The sequence below is a fragment of the Sellimonas sp. genome, assembly GCF_047234585.1.
Classification (GTDB): Bacteria; Bacillota; Clostridia; order Lachnospirales; family Lachnospiraceae; genus Sellimonas; species Sellimonas caecigallum.
The window spans coordinates 1-19,539 of the sequence record NZ_JBKSWG010000009.1 but is presented as its reverse complement, the minus strand read 5'-3'; the positions used below and the strand labels follow the sequence as shown (position 1 = coordinate 19,539).

Below are 19,539 nucleotides of genomic sequence, written 5' to 3'. Positions count from 1 at the left end.
AGGAGAGTGAAGCTGTGCAGATAGCAGAACTTAGAATCCGAAATTTTAGATCCATACAGGAACTGCATCTTTCAGGAATTGAAAATGCGCTGATCCTTGTAGGACAGAACAGTACGGGAAAAACAGCTGTTCTGGATGCGATACGGGCGGTAAGCGGTATTTATGAAATCCGAAAAGAAGATTATCAGGAAGATTATCCGAATATTGAGATTGCTGTCACACTGAAGATAGAAGAGGAAGATCTGAAAATACTGCACGATCATGGATGTATAAGCGGGTATCGAAGATACGAAGCATGGTTTAAGGATTTTTGTGCGAAGCTGCCGTCTTTCCACAATGGCCTGCTCTCTTTTGAGTATGTGGCAAACAGAGAAGGAAAAATCCGTTACAGTGACGGTATTCAGAAAAATAATCCGTATCTCCGGGAAGTATTCCCCAAAGTGTACGATATCGGAACAGATCGAAGCCTGGAGCATTTTCAGGAAGATCTCTTGATGATGCAGGAGGACGAGCTTTTAAAGCAGATGCGGTCAGGGTGCTGTATGTTTGATCGGGCAAAGATGTGCAATCACTGTTTTTCCTGCATCGGGCTGATTCACAAGAAAACAACGGAAGAACTAAACGCATTCGAGGCGGCCAAACTTCTGGAATACAAACTTTACAATCTCAATCTCGACACCTTTTCCCAGAAAGTAAATGCAACTTTTCGAAAAAACGGCGGAAAGGACAGGATTCGTTACTCCATGAGCCGTGATATGGAAAAAATGCTCAGCGTGACAGCGGAAATATGCAATGACGGGCAGAAACAGCCCCGCCCGGTCCATACAATGGGGAAAGGGATGCGAAGCATCTACATGCTTTCACTTTTGGAAACCTATAAGGAAGAAAAAGAGGAAAGTCTGGATCTCATCCTTGTGGAAGACCCTGAGATTTATCTTCACCCAACTCTCCAGAAAGTGTCCGGAGACATTCTTTACCGTCTTTCCAGGAAGAGCCAGGTTGTCTTTTCCACCCATGCTCCGGATCTTTTGGCCAACTTCAACAGCAGACAGATCCGACAGATCGCGCGGGGAGAAGATGGATTTTCCTTTGTGTATGAAAAGACCGATATCAGCGCGGTGCTCGACGATCTGGGATACTCGGCAAATGATCTGATGAATGTGAATTTTGTTTTTATTGTGGAGGGAAAGCAGGATAAGAGCAGACTTCCGCTTCTTATCCGGAAGTATTATTCCGAGACGTACGATGAAGATGGGAAGCCGTCCCGTATTGCCATCATTACGACAAACAGCTGTACGAACATAAAAACATATGCCAATCTCAAATATATGAATCAGATCTATCTGAGAGATAATTTTCTCATGATAAGGGACGGAGACGGAAAAGACAGTGAAATACTGAAATATCAGCTTTGCCGTTACTATGAAGAAAGAAACAGAGAAGATGCCGACAAGCTTCCGCGAGTGACAGAAAAAAATGTTCTCATTCTCAAATATTATTCTTTTGAGAACTACTTTTTGAATCCGAAAGTGATGGCGCAGCTTGGCATTATTGAAGATGAAGAGACATTTTACCGTATCTTTCTGGAAAAATGGAATCAGTATCTGTACAAGATCAAAAGCGGCAGGAAACTCAGGAAAGTAATCGGAGAAGAAATCCGTACCGAGGAAGATGTGAAAAAGCATATGGAAGATATCCGCATCCACATGCGGGGGCACAACCTTTACGATATTTTTTACGGCAGATATAAAAAGCAGGAAACCGAGCTGCTGAAACGATACATCGACATTGCACCGCGGGATGATTTCAAGGATATTCTGGATTCTATCGAGCGGTTCCTCTACTTTGAAAGCAAAAAGAAGTAAATAGTGAGATACGAAAAAGTACAAGTGTGGAATCGAACATTTGTACTTTTTTGCTTTGCGTACTATATACTTTTATAATTATATTTGCTATAATGTGCAAAGGAGCGGGCAGATGGGTAAATAGTATGTTGTAGATTTATTTTGTTTGAGGAGAATAATATGGACCATTTTGAATTAGTATCAGAATACAAACAAACCGACGATCATCATCGCCCACAATAAGACTCTGGCGGCACAGCTTTACGGAGAATTTAAGGAATTTTTTCCAAACAACGCAGTGGAATATTTTATGACTTTTGGTAAAAAAATTGTGATGAAATAGAGGGGAAACTTTTATCAACAGTATTTAGAGGGTAATTCTGTAATAATCAATTCGAAAGAAAAGCTAGAAAAATTGCGAGAATGTGAAACTAAGTTAGCAAATATTATTATTGCAATATTAGATTCACGAAATACCTTTTCTAAATGTAATACTCAGTGGAATGATTTGAAGGAATATGCGAATAAAATAGTGGAAGTACCCCGAAAGCTAAAACGGTATTCTAGCGAAGATGTAGAAGGTATAGCTATAATAGATGTGTTGAGAAGAGCAAGAAATTGGGAGGAACATCCCGAAAAAACAAATCAGATATTATATAGGTTTATGGCGGATGAATTAGATTTTCAAATATTGTTAGAGTTAACATACAGAGCAGATATTTTGTCATTGTATGAAATGCAAGCATTGGATCAAGAAGAATTCAGAGTAATGATTTCGAACAGTGAGTCATTGCATTCACAAATTTATACATTACAAAATGAACTTGATAAAATTAAAGATGAAATATTACAAAATGAAAATATTTCAGATGAACAAAAGAAAAATTTTTGTGATTTTTTAGAGTTTATACCTGATGATGAAAATATCATGTTATCAGATAATGACGTAGAAAAGTCCAATGGAGGAGTATTCAAAAATTAGTTCTATTTGGTTTATGTTCAAATGACAATATGGAAAGTATATTCTGGTTTATTCGAGAGATTCAATTAGGGAAACAGCGTTTCCCCAATCTGAAAAATAAGAAACATATTTTTATTGAGTATAAAGGAGATTGTAATGAACAACAAGGGAAATGAACTTGTTTTATATCACGGAAGTCCTGATAAACAAATTGTACCGACATACGGATTGGGAAATGACAAGCATGATTACGGAAAAGGATTTTACCTGACTGAGAGTCCAGCATTAGCATCCGAGTGGTCTGTCTGCAATCCGATCGAAAAAAATGGCTGGGTACATAAATTTGTACTGGATACCAGCGAATTAAAGATATTGGACTTTGAAGAATATGATATACTTTCGTGGCTTGCAGAGCTTATGAAACATCGGGATGCAGATACGGGGCGAAGATATAGAGTATTAGCGCCTAAATTCATTCAAAAATACCAGGTATTTACAGAAAAATATGACGTGATCAAAGGCTGGCGTGCAAATGCATCATATTTTTATATTGCCAAGTGTTTTGTCCGGGATGAAGTAGATCTTGATATCTTACCAGAGTTATTAAAATTGGGAGATTTGGGAATTCAGTACTGTTTAAAGACAGAAAAAGCATTTCAATGTCTCAGAGAAGATTTTTCGGCGTTGCGAGAAATTGAGTATAATAAGGTAAATTCGCAATATACACAGCGTGACAGAACAGCAAGAGAGGCAATGTATGCTTTGATTAACTCTGATAAAAATAAGATTGAAAATGTGTTCAGTAAATTAATATAAGAGGTAAGATCATGGAAGTGTTCAGTAAAAGTTACTTGGAAGAAGTTGTTGAAAATCAAGGAAAATTATTTGAATATGCAGAAGGACATTATCCTGGAATTGATGTGGCGGATTTTATAGAGTCATATATGAAAAGCTATACAAGAGCTATGGTCGATGAAGGACAGGCTTATGTCTGTACAATGGATGCAGAAACGTTATACAATTATTTCCTGGAAAATGATAAATATGAACCAAAGCCGGGAAAAGCGGCAGGAGGATTTGCTCCAAACTGGATTGGACAATTTTATGCATTGTTTCAATGGATATACAGACTTCCAAGCAAAGAAGTCGTTAAACTGCTCCCGGTTAAATTTATGTTTGAAGCATATCCTGGCTTGCATGATCTTGATCTGTATGTGGCTGTTCGTAAGGTGGGAGAGCAGTGTGGACTTAATGTGCCGTAAAGCTGCTGATAATTACGGGAGGAAAGAGCTATGATCTGTTTTCATAATCCGGAAGAAGAGAATGGATATTTGAGTAACTGGTATCTGTCTGAATTTACAGTTGATGGCATTAAGTTTTCATCAATGGAACAGTATATGATGCATGAAAAGGCATTGCTGTTTCAAGATCAAGAAGCAGCAGAGAAAATTTTACAGACAGATAATGTAGCAGAAATAAAAGCATTAGGCAGAGCTGTACAGCATTTTGATGATAAGGTCTGGATAAAAGTAAGAGAAGAAATTGTTTATAGAGGTGTACGCGAAAAATTCCGTCAGAATCCTGAACTTGCTGAAAAACTGAAGAAAACAGGTAAAGAAATAATTGCGGAATGCGCTGTAAAAGATAGAATCTGGGGAATTGGCCTTTCTATGAAAGATGAGAACAGGCATTGCATAGATAGGTGGAGAGGCCAAAATCTGTTAGGGAAAATTTTGATGCGTGTCAGGGAAGAAATCAAACATCAGAAAAAGGAGCAAGGATAAATCATGGATCATTTTGAATTGGTATCAGAATACAAACCCACCGGTGACCAGCCTCAGGCGATCGCCGATCTGGTCAAAGGTTTCAAAGAAGGCAATCAGTGTGAGACCCTTCTGGGAGTTACGGGATCCGGAAAAACGTTTACGATGGCCAACGTCATCCAGCAGTTAAACAAACCGACGATCATCATCGCCCACAATAAGACTCTGGCGGCACAGCTTTACGGAGAATTTAAGGAATTTTTTCCTCATAACGCCGTAGAGTACTTTGTGTCCTACTATGATTATTACCAGCCGGAGGCTTACGTACCGTCATCCGACACTTACATTGCAAAAGATTCCGCCATCAATGACGAGATAGACAAACTTCGCCATTCGGCTACTGCAGCGCTTTCTGAGAGACGGGACGTCATCATTGTGGCCAGTGTGTCCTGTATTTACGGTCTGGGAAGTCCTATCGATTACCAGGAGATGGTCATTTCTCTCCGGCCAGGCATGATCAAAGATCGGGATGATGTGATACGGAAACTGATTGACATTCAGTATGACAGAAATGATATGGATTTCAAGCGGGGAACTTTCCGTGTACACGGGGATGTTGTGGAAGTATTTCCGGCCGGAGCGGAAGAAAATATCATCCGGGTGGAATTTTTTGGAGATGAAGTTGACAGAATAACAGAAGTAGATGTTTTGACCGGAGAAATCAAAAATGAGCTGAATCACATTGCTATCTTTCCGGCATCCCACTATGTTGTATCAAAAGAGAACATGGACAGGGCGATAAAAGAAATAGAGGATGAGCTTGAAAAACAAATTCGGTTTTTCAAAGGCGAAGATAAGCTTTTGGAGGCTCAGAGGATTTCTGAGAGGACGAACTTTGACATCGAGATGCTCCGGGAAACCGGATTTTGTTCGGGGATTGAAAACTATTCCCGTCATCTGACCGGGCTTGCAGAAGGGGAACCTCCGCACACACTTTTGGACTATTTCCCGGATGATTTTCTGATGATCATCGACGAGTCTCACAAGACGATCCCTCAGATCGGAGGGATGTACCATGGAGATCAGTCCAGAAAGACGACGCTCGTAAACTATGGTTTCAGGCTGCCGTCGGCAAAGGACAACCGTCCCCTCAATTTTGAAGAGTTTGAAAGCAAGATCGATCAGGTCATGTTTGTGTCTGCCACACCGGGGCCTTATGAGGAGAAAAACGAACTTCTCCGGGCTGAACAGGTTATCCGCCCGACAGGGCTTCTTGATCCGGAAGTAGAGGTCAGACCGGTGGAAGGCCAGATCGATGATCTTGTGGGAGAAGTAAATAAAGAAGTAGAAAAGAAGAATAAAGTTCTGATCACGACGCTGACGAAACGGATGGCGGAAGATCTGACAGACTATATGCGGGAATTGGGCATACGGGTGCGATACCTGCATTCCGATATCGATACACTGGAGAGGACGGAGATCATCCGGGACATGCGCCTGGATGTATTTGACGTGCTTGTCGGGATCAACCTTTTGAGGGAAGGGCTGGATATCCCGGAGATTACGCTGGTGGCAATCCTGGATGCGGACAAAGAGGGATTCCTTCGTTCAGAGACATCCCTGATCCAGACCATCGGGCGTGCAGCCAGAAATGCAGAAGGACATGTGATCATGTACGCAGATACCATCACGGATTCTATGCGGATCGCCATCGAAGAGACAAAACGAAGACGTGCTGTGCAGATGAAATACAATGAAGAGCACGGCATTACACCGAAGACGATACAGAAAGCGGTGCGGGATCTCATCAGTATTTCCAAGAAGGTGGCAAAACAAGAATACATTATGGAAAAAGATCCGGAATCCATGAGCCGGGAAGAGTTGGAAAAACTGATCAAAGACCTTACGAAGCAGATGAAAAAAGCGGCGGCAGAACTTGATTTTGAGACGGCGGCCGAACTTCGGGATAAGATGATCGAGCTAAAACAGCAGCTGAACGAGCTGATATGATAAATTTTGACAGAGAATAGAGCAGGAGAAAAACATGGAGAACAGGCAATATATCCGTATACGCGGAGCAAATGAACACAATCTGAAAAATATCGACCTGGACATTCCGAGGAATGAACTGGTCGTTCTCACTGGACTTAGCGGGTCCGGGAAATCTTCCCTTGCCTTTGACACGATCTATGCGGAAGGGCAGAGAAGATATATGGAATCACTTTCCTCTTACGCGAGACAGTTTCTCGGACAGATGGAAAAGCCAAATGTGGAGAGCATAGAGGGACTTTCTCCGGCGATTTCCATCGACCAGAAATCCACCAACAGAAACCCTCGTTCCACGGTAGGAACGGTAACGGAAATATACGACTATTTTCGGCTTTTGTACGCGCGGATCGGTATTCCGCACTGTCCGGTCTGTGGAAAGGAGATCAAAAAACAGACGGTAGATCAGATGACGGATCAGATCATGGAACTTCCGGAAAGGACAAAGATTCAGCTCCTGGCGCCGGTCGTGAGAGGACGGAAGGGGACGCACGCAAAGCTTTTGGAAAAGGCGAAAAAGAGCGGGTACGTGCGTGTGCGTATCGATGGGAATATGTATGAATTGACAGAGGAGATTTCTCTTGAAAAGAATATTAAGCACAACATAGAAATCATCGTGGACCGTCTTGTCGTAAAGCCGGGTATCGAAAAACGTCTGACAGATTCCATTGAGACCGTTCTTTCTCTGGCGGAAGGACTTATGACAGTGGATGTGATTGGTGGGGAGCCGATCAATTTCAGCCAGAGTTTCTCCTGTCCGGACTGCGGTATCAGTATCGATGAGATCGAGCCGAGAAGCTTTTCTTTCAACAATCCATTTGGGGCCTGTCCGGAATGTTTCGGTCTTGGGTATAAGATGGAATTTGACGAAGAGCTGATGATACCGGATAAGTCGCTGAGTATCAATCAGGGTGCGATCGCAGTCATGGGATGGCAGTCCTGCACAGATCCGTCCAGTTTTACAAATGCCATTTTGAGAGGGCTGTGTGAAGAATATGGATTTGATCTGGATACTCCGTTTGAAGAATACCCGAAAAAGGTCCATGATATCCTTCTTTACGGAACAAACGGGAAAGAAGTCAAAGTTCGGTACAAGGGACAGCGCGGAGAGGGAATATACGATGTCGCTTTTGACGGACTGATCAAAAATGTCGAGAGGAGATACCGCGAAACAGGATCGGAGGCAATGAAGGCGGAGTATGAGACATTTATGAGGATCACGCCTTGCCACGCCTGCAAAGGCCAAAGGCTGAAGAAAGAGGCGTTGGCTGTGACAGTAGGGGACAAAAATATTTACGAAGTGACATCTATGTCCATCGAAAATCTGCAGCAATTTCTGGAGCAACTGAAGCTGACTCATACGCAGGAGCTGATCGGAGGGCAGATTCTCAAAGAAATCCGTGCAAGGATCGGATTTTTGATGGATGTAGGACTGGATTATCTTACTTTGGCAAGGGCGACCGGGACGCTTTCCGGCGGGGAGGCACAGAGGATCCGGCTGGCCACGCAGATCGGATCTGGTCTTGTCGGGGTGGCTTATATTCTGGATGAGCCGAGCATCGGCCTTCATCAGAGGGATAACGATAAGCTCCTGAAGACTTTGCAGCATCTACGTGATCTTGGAAATACACTGATCGTGGTAGAGCATGATGAAGATACGATGCTTGCGGCAGACCATATTGTGGATATCGGACCGGGGGCGGGCGAACACGGTGGAGAAGTCGTGGCTCAGGGGACTGCACAGGAGATCATGGACACTCCGGGATCGATCACAGGGGATTATTTGAGCGGGAGGATCAGGATCCCGGTACCAGATGAACGTGCCAAACCATCGGGATTCCTGAAAATCAGAGGAGCAAAAGAAAATAATCTGAAAAATGTCGATGTGGATATTCCGCTTGGTGTTATGACTTGCGTGACCGGAGTGTCGGGTTCCGGAAAGAGTTCCCTCGTAAATGAAGTATTGTACAAAACCCTTGCAAAAGTACTGAATCACGCAAGAGTCATACCGGGGAAACACAGGGAGATCAAGGGTCTGGAGAAACTCGACAAGGTAATTGATATCGATCAGTCGCCGATTGGGCGCACGCCGAGATCAAACCCCGCAACATATACCGGAGTTTTTGATCTGATCCGAGATCTCTTTGCCGCTACAGCAGATGCAAAGGCCAGAGGTTACAAAAAAGGAAGATTCAGCTTTAATGTGAAAGGCGGAAGGTGTGAGGCCTGCAGTGGGGATGGGATACTGAAGATTGAGATGCATTTCCTCCCGGATGTATATGTACCGTGCGAAGTATGTCATGGAAAACGCTATAACAGGGAGACGCTGGAAGTCAAATACAAAGGAAAGAGTATTTACGATGTGCTGAATATGACAGTAGAAGAGGCACTGGAATTTTTTGAAAATGTGCCAAGTATACGGAGAAAAATGGAGACATTGTATGATGTGGGGCTCTCCTATATCCGCCTCGGACAACCGTCTACCACACTTTCCGGAGGGGAAGCGCAGAGGATCAAGCTGGCAGCAGAGCTCAGTAAAAGAAGTACCGGAAAGACGGTCTACATCCTGGATGAGCCGACGACAGGACTGCACTTTGCGGATGTTCATAAACTGACTGAGATTTTGCGCAGACTTGCGGCGGATGGCAATACGGTCATTGTCATTGAACATAACCTGGATGTCATCAAGACGGCGGACTACATCATCGACATGGGTCCGGAAGGAGGAGACAAAGGTGGTACTGTCATTGCGCAAGGCACCCCGGAGGAAATTGTAAAATGTCCGCAATCCTACACAGGACAATATCTTGCCCCATTCCTTAAGAAAAAATAAAACTTCTATTTTCTTGGAAAAAACTCTTTCCATTTAAAGGAAGATTGATTATAATAACAAATGTATGCTGTGGGATGCGTATTTATGCCTGCCGCAGCGCAGAAGAGGAAGTATGATAGACGAAAGATGATGGAAATAGATGGGATTTGTGAAAGGGGTTTATTTGATTGATGTCATCAGTAGATATTGGAATCGATTTGGGAACTGCGAGCGTTCTTGTTTATGTGAAAGGAAAGGGCGTTGTGCTGAAAGAACCTTCTGTAGTCGCATTTGACAGAGATACGAATGCTATCCGTGCGATCGGGGAAGATGCACGCCTGATGCTTGGCAGAACACCGGGAAATATTGTGGCAGTAAGGCCTCTCAGGCAGGGAGTTATCTCAGACTACACGGTCACAGAAAAGATGATCAAGTATTTTGTCCAGAAAGCACTTGGAAAACGTACTTTTAAAAAGCCGCGCATCAGCGTCTGTGTTCCAAGCGGTGTGACGGAAGTGGAAAAAAAGGCCGTGGAGGAAGCTACATTTGCCGCTGGAGCGAGAGAGGTTCATCTGATTGAGGAGCCGGTGGCAGCAGCCATCGGAGCTGGAATTGACATATCCAAAGCATGCGGAAATATGATTGTGGACATTGGAGGAGGAACATCCGACATTGCGGTCATTTCCCTTGGCGGAACGGTTGTCAATACATCCATCAAGATCGCCGGGGATGATTTTGATGAGGCTATTGTAAGATATATGAGAAAGAAACACAATCTTTTGATTGGAGAGCGTACCGCAGAAGATATCAAGATCCGGATTGGTACGACTTACCCGCTCGTGGAAGACGAAGCGATCGAGGTAAGAGGGCGAAATCTTGTGACAGGACTTCCAAAGACGGTTACAGTGACTTCCTCTGAGACGGAGGAGGCGCTCAGAGAGCCTACCAGCCAGATTGTGGAAGCGGTTATCGGAGTACTGGAGAGGACTCCGCCGGAACTTTCTGCAGATATTCTGGATCGGGGCATTGTCCTGACTGGAGGAGGCGCTCTGCTGAGAGGTCTGGAAGAGCTGATTGAAGAGAAGACAGGCATCAATACGATGACTGCGGAAGATCCGATGAAGGTCGTAGCGATCGGTACGGGTCAGTTTGTGGAATTTATGAGTGAGAGCAAAAAATTCAATGCATAAACATAGCGAGAACTGTTGCAGAAAATATTCTGCGGCAGTTCTTTTCTGCATCAGAGACGGAGGGTAAACTTGGAAAAAATAACAGGATATGTGGATCACATCGTCTTTAGGAACGAAGACAACGGTTACACGGTGTTTCAGCTGAATAATGAAGATGGAGAGTTAACGTGTGTCGGCAAATTTGCATATATTGGAGATGGGGAGTTCCTGGAATTGTCCGGAGAATATGTCACACATCCGACCTACGGAGTTCAGCTCAAGGTAGAAGAACATCGGATCAAAGAACCGGAGGATTTGGAGGCCGTTGAGCGCTATCTTGGCTCCGGTGCAATAAAAGGGATCGGTCCGGCTCTGGCAGGAAAGATCGTGGCAAAATTCAGGAAGGACACGTTTCGCATCATTGAGGAAGAACCGGAACGCCTGGCAGAGATCAAGGGGATCAGTGAGAAAAAAGCTCGGGAGATAGCAGAGCAGGTGGAGGAAAAAAAAGATCTGCGACAGGCGATGATCTACCTGCAGAAATACGGCATCAGTCTGACACTTGCCGTGAAGATCTATCAGAAATACGGGACAAGGATTTATCATATTTTGGAGGAAAATCCTTATCGACTGGCAGATGATATCGAAGGAATTGGCTTTAAGACAGCGGATGAGATCGCAGCGAGGATCGGCATACACACTGATTCGGATTTTCGGATTAAGAGCGGCATTTTCTATACGCTTTTGCAAAGTCTTGCGGAAGGCCATATTTTTTTGTACGAAGATGTGCTGTTGAAAAAAACGTCGGAACTTCTGGGAGTGCAGATCGAAGATATTGAAAAGTATCTGATGGATCTGGCGATGGAAAGAAAAATTGTTATGAAAAAGAACGAAGAATCTGTCAGAATTTATCCGGCAAAATACTACTATATGGAACTAAATACGGCAAAAATGCTTCATGATCTGGATATCGATTACGAGGAAGACGACGATATGATCCTTCGAAGACTGGAAAAACTGGAAGAGTACGGAGAGCTTAGACTGGACGAAAAGCAGAGGGAGGCAGTGAAAGAGGCAGTAAAAAGCGGAGTGTTTGTCCTGACAGGCGGGCCGGGAACCGGGAAGACAACAACGATAAATGCCATGATACGATATTTCGAAAGTGAAGGGATGGATATCCGTCTCGCAGCGCCGACTGGAAGGGCGGCTAAACGAATGACGGAGGCGACGGGATATGAAGCACAGACGATACATCGTCTTTTGGAAGTAAGCGGAAATCCGGAAGAAGGCAAGACGGGAGGATTTGGAAGAAACAGGGAAAATCCACTGGAAACCGATGCGGTTATCATCGATGAGATGTCCATGGTAGATCTTCCGCTGATGCATGCGCTCCTTTCAGCGATCGTTCCGGGAACAAGGCTGATCCTTGTAGGGGATATCAATCAGCTGCCGTCTGTAGGCCCTGGGAAAGTATTGAAAGATATTATAGATTCTAAGGTTTTCAGGGTAGTTATGCTGACAAAAATTTTTCGGCAGGCACAGGAAAGCGATATTGTCATGAACGCCCACAAGATCAATGCTGGGCAGGAAGTCGTCCTTGACAATAAAAGCAAAGACTTTTTTTTCCTGAAACGACAGGATGCCAATGTAATTATCAGCGTCGTCCTGACATTGATCCAGAAAAAACTGCCCAAATATGTGGATGCACGTATGTCCGATATCCAGGTGCTTACTCCGATGAAAAAAGGACTCCTGGGTGTGGAACGATTAAATAAAATTTTGCAGCAGTATCTGAACCCGCCGTCCGATAAGAAGGCGGAGAAGGAATACGGAGAGAAATTATTCCGTGTGGGCGATAAGGTTATGCAAGTGAAAAATAATTATCAATTGGAGTGGGAGATCGCAACAAAGTATGGTCTTGTAGTCGACAAAGGTATTGGCGTTTTCAATGGCGATATGGGGATTATAACAAAGATCAATACATATGACGAGACGCTGGAAGTAGAATATGATGAAAAAAGGAAGGTAACCTATCCTTTCAAAATGCTGGATGAGCTGGAGCTTGCCTATGCAGTTACGATACATAAATCACAGGGAAGTGAATATCCGGCAGTGATCATTCCGCTGCTTGCAGGTCCGAGGCAGTTATATTGTCGGAATCTTTTGTATACTGCTGTGACAAGAGCGAGGAAATGTGTTACACTTGTAGGAAGTGATACTGTTTTTCAGGAGATGATCCAAAATGTGGAAGAACAGAAAAGAAACACAAGCCTTGCGGAGCACATAGCAGAGTTTTTGTAAACGAGAGGGAAGAATCAGAGTTTCAACAAAAGAATGAAAAAAATAGGCGAGCTGCTATATCCTCATGTATGTCCCTTTTGTGGAAACGTAGAAGTTGATGAAGTATGCAAAAAATGTCGAAAGAAATTAAAAAGTGTACACGAACCCACTTGCAAGAAATGTGGGAAAACCATAAGCAATACACAGACAGAATATTGCCGAGACTGTGCGGAGCGGATAAAAGAAAAGGCGTGCTGGTATGAGCAAGGACGAAGTCTGTGGATACACAGACCGCCGGCAAGTGATTCTATTTATCAGTTCAAATTTAGGAACAGGAGAGTTTACGCAGAGTTTTATGCAAAAGAATGGATGAGGCGGTATGGAAAACTTCTTGAGAAATGGGAGATAGAAGCGATCGTCCCGATCCCTATGAACAGGAAAAAGAAGCACCAGAGAGGATTTAATCAGGCTGAGGTTCTGGCAGACAGACTTTCTGAGCTTTCAGGGATACCGGTTAGAAAAGATCTTCTTATCAGGACGAGACAGACAGAAGCACAAAAAACACTTTCCAGAAACAAAAGAAAGGGAAATCTTGAAAGAAGTTTTTCCACGAAAACAGAAGGCAGACTGCCGGACAGTGTACTTCTCATCGACGATATCTATACGACAGGAAACACCATCAATGAGGCGGCGAAAGCGCTGAAAAAAGCCGGTGTGCGCAATACGTTCTTTTTCACGATAAGTGTTGGACAAGATATTTGATTTTTGGTATACTGAAAATGGTTTTTTAAAATAAAACTGACAGAGGTGGCTTATGATTAACGAAGAAAAAATCAAGCTGATGAATAAAATGGCGATGTACGAGGAGAAACAAGGGCAAGAGGATTTTAAGATCAGTTCCTACCATAAAAAAGACTATACCAGTTTTCAGACGATCCTGACGCTGATCTGGGTAACGATCGGTTATGCGCTGATCATCGGGGTTCTTGCTGTGGTATTTTTGGATATGATATTGGAAAATCTCGGATTACTCATGCTTGCAGTCATAGCAGCGGCAATTCTGATCGTTTATATCGTCCTTCTCATATCTTACGGGTTGTTTGCATCCAGATTTTATCAGAAAAAGCATACGAGAGCCAGAGGAAGAGTGAAAAAATACACCCGTATGCTTACGCAGCTGGAAAGATATTATGGTCAGGAAAGGAAGAAAAAATATGAGTAGTCTGTTTGTGTTGAAAGAACAACTTCAGGCATTTTATGCCAAGTACTCCAAGGGCATCGACAAGATGATCCAATTGCTTCTGGCATTTATTGTTTTTTATCTGATCAATTCCAAAATGGGATTTATGGAAACTTTTGCCAACCCGGTCGTCACTGTTGTACTGGCAGTGATCTGTGCATTTTTGCCTTGCACGTTTACGGTCATTGCTTCAGCGGTGCTTATGCTCATACATATGCAGGCTTTATCCATGGGAGTATTGCTCGTGGCTGCAGCGATTTTCGCCGTGATGCTGATTTTTTATTTCCGGTTTGCGCCTGATAAGGCGATCATCGTACTGCTGATGGTTATTGCGTTCTGCTTTAAGATTCCGTTTGCAGTGCCGATTGCATTTGCACTGACAAGTGTACCGACATGCATTATACCGATCTGTTTTGGAACGATTATATATTATATAATGACATACTTGGAAGTATCTTCCACTGTAGTCACAGGGGCTGATGGCATTACCGGTCAGATGACGCTGTTTGCCACACAGGTCATGCAGAATAGTGAGATGTGGACCTATGTTGCTTCCTTTGCTGTCTGCGTGCTGATTGTTTATACCGTGCGCAGAAGTGAGGCGGATCATTCGTGGAAGATAGCTATGGCGGCGGGAGCTGTGGCAGATATTATTGTCATCGTGGCAGGAGGTATTGCTCTCAACATTCAGTTCCCGTATATCACAGTCATATTTGGAAATATCATTTCGGTAATCCTGGCATTGATCTTGGAATTCTGCGTGTTTTCAGTGGATTACTCGAGAGCGGAGAAGTTTCAGTATGAAGACGATGAATACTATTATTACGTGAAAGCCATACCGAAAGTGTCCGTCACTGTTCCGGAGAAAAAAGTGAAACAGATCAGCAAACGGAGGCATGACAGAAAAGAAGAAGGGGAAGAAAACCAGACGGAGTCAAAAGCGGAACATCCAAAGCCGGAAACACGGGAAGGAAAGAAAACAGAAGAGACTTCTTTTATTCCGGGAATGACAGAAGAACTTTTGCTGGCAAAACGGCTTCAGGAGGAGATTGACCTGGAAGAGATTATCAAAAAGGAACTTCAGGATAAAGAAGAAAAGAACAGAAATTAAACAAGATTCATATAGATAAAAGGGGTTTTGACAAGGATGTTAAGGAGTATAGAAAGAACAGGAGGTGGCAAAGATGGAAAGTAAGATTTCACAGATTATGGGACTATATTTTACAGACTGGTATTTTCCGGATCTGAGATGGACTGATGTGGTGGAGATCATCATCGTGGCTTTTTTGATCTATCAGATTATGATATGGATCAAGAATACAAAGGCATGGATGCTTCTGAAGGGAATTTTGTTCCTTGCAATCTTTATCCTGCTTGCCGCCATATTTAAGATGAACACGATCCTATGGATCGCAAGAAACAGTGTGTCGGTACTTGCCATCGCGGCCATTGTAGTATTCCAGCCGGAGCTCAGAAGAGCGCTGGAGAAGCTTGGGGAGAAAAAGTTCTTGACGGCTATTGTTCCAATCGATGCCGGAAAGGAAAACGAGCGCTTTTCACAGAAGACGCTGGACGGCATCACACAGGCATGCTTTTCGATGGGAAAAGTTAAGACAGGGGCGCTGATCGTGGTAGAGCAGGCTATCCGTCTTACAGAATATGAAAGTACGGGGATCGCGCTCGACTGTATCGTTTCGTCTCAGGTGCTGATCAATATTTTTGAACATAATACACCACTCCATGACGGAGCCATTATTGTGAGGGGAAACCGGATCGTATCAGCCACATGTTATCTTCCGCTTTCGGACAATATGGGGATCAGCAAGGAGCTGGGAACAAGACACCGGGCAGCCCTCGGGATGAGCGAGGTAAGCGATGCGCTTATCATCGTAGTATCAGAAGAGACCGGGTATGTATCGGTAGCCCAGGGCGGGCAGCTCGTCCGCAATGTAACTCCGGAATATCTGAAAGAGCGATTGGCCGGCATTCAGAATAAAGCTGTGGAGAACAAAGGAATATCGAAATTGTGGAAAGGAAGGCGGAAACATGAAAAAAAGACTCACTAAAAATATCGGCCTGAAGCTTCTTTCGCTTGCCTTTGCCGCATTTCTGTGGGCAGTTGTTGTGAATATAGACAATCCGGTCGACACAGTTTCCTTTTCCAACATACAGGTAGAGATTCTGCATCCCGAAGTAGTTACCAGCAAAGGAAAGACATACACGACGGAGGCAGGAACAGATCGGGTAAGAGTAACTGTAAAAGCGACGAGACGTGTCCTGCATGAATTAGAAGCGTCTGATATCAAGGCATACGCGGATATGAAGGAAATGTCGCTTGGATCCCAAATCCCGATTGAAGTGACGATTCCGGAATTTGCGGGGAAATATGAAGAAGCTTACTCAACTCCAAGAAATCTTCAAGTCACAATCGAAGACGAGGCGCAGAATACTTTCCCGATCACTCCGACCACAACAGGAAGCGTGAGGGATGGATATGTGCTAGGTCAGGTTAAGGCTGATCCGGAAAAAGTAAGAGTGGACGGCCCGAAATCTGTCATTGACCGTATCGATAAAGTCGTGGCTGAAGTAGATGTGACAGGACTTTCGGAGGATGCGGTTTTGAATTCCAAGCTGGCATTTTATGACAGGGAAGGAAAGATCATCGATACGACACTGCTCACACTGAAAGATTTGAAGAGTGAAAATGACGTGCGTGTACAGGTGGAAGTATGGGAGACAAAGAAACTGCCATTGAAATTTAATACTTCTCAGATCACTCCGGCAGACGGTTATGTCTTTACCGGAATCACATCAGAGCCGGCGGAAGTGCAGGTGGCCGGAAGCGAAGAAGCGTTGGCAAATGTGGAAGAGATCACGATACCTGCGAGTGCGCTGAAGGCGGATAACCTTACTAAAAAAGAGGAGCGGGTGGTGGATATTACACCGTATCTGCCGGATGTGGAACTGATCGACAAAAATGCCGGATCGGTGGTGGTCATGATCGGAATCGAGGAGGCAGGAAGCAAAACACTGGAGATGCCTACCGGAGCAATTGTTGTGAATAACTTGCCAGAAGGGATGAAATATTCTTATCCGTCAGAGGATGTACTGGAGATTAAAGTAAATGGAGATCAGGATATCCTTGAAACTCTGGAACTTGAAGAAGGAAGTGTTTCCATCAATCTCGTGACATATAAAGATCCGGGAGAATACGATGTCCCGGTGGAAGTGAAGCTCCCGGGAAATTGCTCCCTGGCTGAGCCGGTTACGATAAAAGTACTTTTGGAAAGTACGGAAAGCAACGAAAATGAATAACTGGGGGAACAGGTATGGTAAGCCGAAAAGTAAAGATCAGCAACCCTACAGGGCTGCATCTGCGTCCGGCAGGGGTGTTTTGCAAGACTGCCATGGACTTCCAATGTAGTATAAAATTTCGGACAGATGAGAGGGGAATCAGCAATGCCAAAAGTGTACTCAGTATATTGGGAGCTTGTGTAAAATGCGGCGATGTCCTCGAAATCATCTGTGATGGTGAAGATGAAGAGAAAGCATTGGATACAATGATAAAAGCTGTGGAAGAAGGCTTGGGAGAATAAAGAAAAGCAGGAGGGAATAGCATGTTAAATTATAAGAGATATCGAAGAGTACCAGTTGTTCCTTATCCGGAACGCACATGGCCGGATAAGGAAATCGAGAAAGCGCCGGTCTGGTGCAGCGTCGACTTAAGAGACGGCAATCAGGCGCTGACTGATCCGATGACAGTGGAAGAGAAGATAGAGATGTTTCAGCTCCTCCTGAAACTGGGATTTAAAGAAATTGAAGTGGGGTTTCCATCAGCGTCACAGATTGAGTACGATTTTCTTAGGAAACTGGTGGATGACAACCTGATTCCGGACGATGTATGGATTCAGGTATTGGTTCAGTGCAGGGAGCATCTCGTAAAGAGGACATTTGAAGCGCTGGACGGTGTGAAAAACGCGATCGTACATATTTACAACTCCACATCCACGCTTCAGCGGGAAGTAGTATTCAAAAAAGGGAAAGAAGAAATACGGCAGATCGCAATAGATGGAACGAAAATGGTTAAAGAGTGTGCGGCAGATTTTAAAGGAAATCTGAGACTTGAGTATTCTCCGGAAAGTTTTACAGGAACAGAGCTGGAATATGCACTGGAAGTATGTGAAGCGGTCTGTGACGAATGGGGAGCTACAAAGGATGAGCCGATCATTATCAATCTTCCGTCCACAGTGGAAATGACGACACCGAATGTCTATGCAGATCAGATTGAGTGGATGGACAGACATTTCAAAGACAGAAAACGAGTAATCTTAAGTATCCATCCGCACAATGACAGAGGAACGGGAGTTGCATCTTGCGAGCTTGCTCTCCTGGCAGGTGCAGACAGAGTAGAAGGAACATTGTTTGGAAATGGCGAGAGGACAGGAAACCTTGATATCTTGACTGTCTCCTACAACATGTTCTCCCAGGGTATCAATCCGGAGCTGAATCTGGAGAATATAACAGAGATCAAAGATGTGTATGAAAGATGCTGCAAGATGGATGTTCCAGAACGGCATCCATATGCAGGAAAGCTGGTATTTACGGCGTTTTCCGGATCCCACCAGGATGCGATCAACAAAGGGATGCAGGCAATGCGGGAGAAGAAGCAGGAGTGGTGGGAAGTTCCATATCTTCCTATCGATCCTTCCGATATCGGAAGGGAGTACGAACCGATCGTGCGCATCAACAGCCAGTCTGGAAAAGGCGGAGTTGCTTTTGTGATGGACAGCGAATTTGGATTCAAGCTGCCAAAGAAGATGCACAAAGAATTTGCGGATGTGATTCAGAAAATTGCGGAAAAGCAGGGAGAAGTGGCTCCATCTACAATCTATGAGACATTCCAGAAGGAATACCTGAGAAAGCTCGCACCGTATGAACTGATCCGCGCCAAGGCGGAAGATCTGGCGGAAAGCGAGACGGAAGTGGAAGTGGTGTTCTCATCAAGAGGAGAGTTAAAACAGGCGAAAGCGGTAGGAAATGGTCCATTGGCTGCACTTAAGAGAGTGCTTGCCGAAGAATCCGGCATGGATTTCAAACTTCTCGATTACTCCCAGCACGCACTCAGCCAAGGATCGGAGGCTAAGGCGGCAGCGTATATTTGTCTGAGAAATAATAAGACGGGAAAAGAAACATATGGCGTAGGAGTTAGCTCCAATATCACGCGGGCAGGTTTCCGCGCGATGTTCAGCGCGGTCAACAGACTGGAAGAACAAGAATAGAAATAGGGGAAACGGGCTGGAATCATGGATTCCTGCCCGTTTCCATTTTAAAGACTTGCCCATATTGATGGACATCAGATCGGAATTTCAGTATAATCCCATCTTTGACAGTTGAAAAGAAAAATGAGTGCCACAATCCATGAAA

General features: G+C 44.1%; 16 protein-coding genes and 2 pseudogenes. All 18 read left to right on the top strand.

The genetic code is table 11. The annotated features are described in order from the left end of the window. Nucleotides 1–14: 14 nt before the first annotated feature. A complete protein-coding gene (locus tag ACLROL_RS05040) occupies nucleotides 15–1,865 on the top strand; it encodes an ATP-dependent nuclease (protein WP_413067433.1) in 1,851 nt (616 codons plus the stop codon). Between the two features lie 181 nt (nucleotides 1,866–2,046). Next, nucleotides 2,047–2,163: pseudogene (locus tag ACLROL_RS05035) on the top strand (excinuclease ABC subunit B); the annotation flags it as partial. A gap of 96 nt (nucleotides 2,164–2,259) precedes the next feature. Further along, nucleotides 2,260–2,826 (top strand): hypothetical protein, encoded by a 567-nt coding sequence (locus ACLROL_RS05030; protein WP_413067432.1) that lies wholly within the window; start codon nucleotides 2,260–2,262, stop codon nucleotides 2,824–2,826. Between the two features lie 135 nt (nucleotides 2,827–2,961). Beyond that, a complete protein-coding gene (locus tag ACLROL_RS05025) occupies nucleotides 2,962–3,621 on the top strand; it encodes a DUF3990 domain-containing protein (protein ID WP_287449131.1) in 660 nt (219 codons plus the stop codon). A gap of 11 nt (nucleotides 3,622–3,632) precedes the next feature. Further along, nucleotides 3,633–4,067 (top strand): hypothetical protein, encoded by a 435-nt coding sequence (locus ACLROL_RS05020; RefSeq protein WP_413067431.1) that lies wholly within the window; start codon nucleotides 3,633–3,635, stop codon nucleotides 4,065–4,067. 30 nt (nucleotides 4,068–4,097) lie between these two features. Next, entirely contained in the window at nucleotides 4,098–4,589 is a 492-nt protein-coding gene (locus ACLROL_RS05015) for an NADAR family protein (protein ID WP_413067430.1), read from the top strand. Between the two features lie 3 nt (nucleotides 4,590–4,592). After that, the gene (gene uvrB / locus ACLROL_RS05010; RefSeq protein ID WP_413067429.1) at nucleotides 4,593–6,578 is read left to right on the top strand and encodes an excinuclease ABC subunit UvrB; all 1,986 of its coding nucleotides are present in this window, start codon (nucleotides 4,593–4,595) and stop codon (nucleotides 6,576–6,578) included. A gap of 34 nt (nucleotides 6,579–6,612) precedes the next feature. Then, nucleotides 6,613–9,447, top strand: coding sequence for an excinuclease ABC subunit UvrA (uvrA, locus tag ACLROL_RS05005; RefSeq protein ID WP_413067428.1), 2,835 nt, complete (start codon nucleotides 6,613–6,615; stop codon nucleotides 9,445–9,447). A gap of 170 nt (nucleotides 9,448–9,617) precedes the next feature. Next, nucleotides 9,618–10,616, top strand: coding sequence for a rod shape-determining protein (locus tag ACLROL_RS05000; protein WP_087200072.1), 999 nt, complete (start codon nucleotides 9,618–9,620; stop codon nucleotides 10,614–10,616). Nucleotides 10,617–10,685: 69 nt separating this feature from the next. Beyond that, nucleotides 10,686–12,896, top strand: coding sequence for an ATP-dependent RecD-like DNA helicase (locus ACLROL_RS04995; RefSeq protein WP_087211670.1), 2,211 nt, complete (start codon nucleotides 10,686–10,688; stop codon nucleotides 12,894–12,896). A gap of 33 nt (nucleotides 12,897–12,929) precedes the next feature. Beyond that, a pseudogene (locus ACLROL_RS04990) lies at nucleotides 12,930–13,094 on the top strand (double zinc ribbon domain-containing protein); the annotation flags it as partial. Nucleotides 13,095–13,244: 150 nt separating this feature from the next. Further along, nucleotides 13,245–13,637, top strand: coding sequence for a ComF family protein (locus ACLROL_RS04985; protein WP_246599079.1), 393 nt, complete (start codon nucleotides 13,245–13,247; stop codon nucleotides 13,635–13,637). A gap of 52 nt (nucleotides 13,638–13,689) precedes the next feature. Then, nucleotides 13,690–14,097 (top strand): hypothetical protein, encoded by a 408-nt coding sequence (locus ACLROL_RS04980; protein ID WP_087200077.1) that lies wholly within the window; start codon nucleotides 13,690–13,692, stop codon nucleotides 14,095–14,097. Next, entirely contained in the window at nucleotides 14,090–15,226 is a 1,137-nt protein-coding gene (locus ACLROL_RS04975; protein WP_221919244.1) for a hypothetical protein, read from the top strand. The genes ACLROL_RS04980 and ACLROL_RS04975 overlap by 8 nt, the downstream gene beginning before the upstream one ends. Nucleotides 15,227–15,299: 73 nt before the next feature. Continuing rightward, on the top strand, nucleotides 15,300–16,181 hold the full coding sequence (gene cdaA, locus ACLROL_RS04970; RefSeq protein ID WP_087200080.1) for a diadenylate cyclase CdaA: 882 nt from the start codon (nucleotides 15,300–15,302) through the stop codon (nucleotides 16,179–16,181). After that, entirely contained in the window at nucleotides 16,162–17,430 is a 1,269-nt protein-coding gene (locus ACLROL_RS04965; RefSeq protein WP_087200082.1) for a YbbR-like domain-containing protein, read from the top strand. The genes cdaA and ACLROL_RS04965 overlap by 20 nt, the downstream gene beginning before the upstream one ends. A 14-nt stretch (nucleotides 17,431–17,444) precedes the next feature. Beyond that, entirely contained in the window at nucleotides 17,445–17,711 is a 267-nt protein-coding gene (locus ACLROL_RS04960; protein ID WP_087200084.1) for an HPr family phosphocarrier protein, read from the top strand. Between the two features lie 21 nt (nucleotides 17,712–17,732). Then, nucleotides 17,733–19,394, top strand: coding sequence for a 2-isopropylmalate synthase (gene leuA / locus ACLROL_RS04955; RefSeq protein WP_087200086.1), 1,662 nt, complete (start codon nucleotides 17,733–17,735; stop codon nucleotides 19,392–19,394). Nucleotides 19,395–19,539 lie beyond the last annotated feature (145 nt).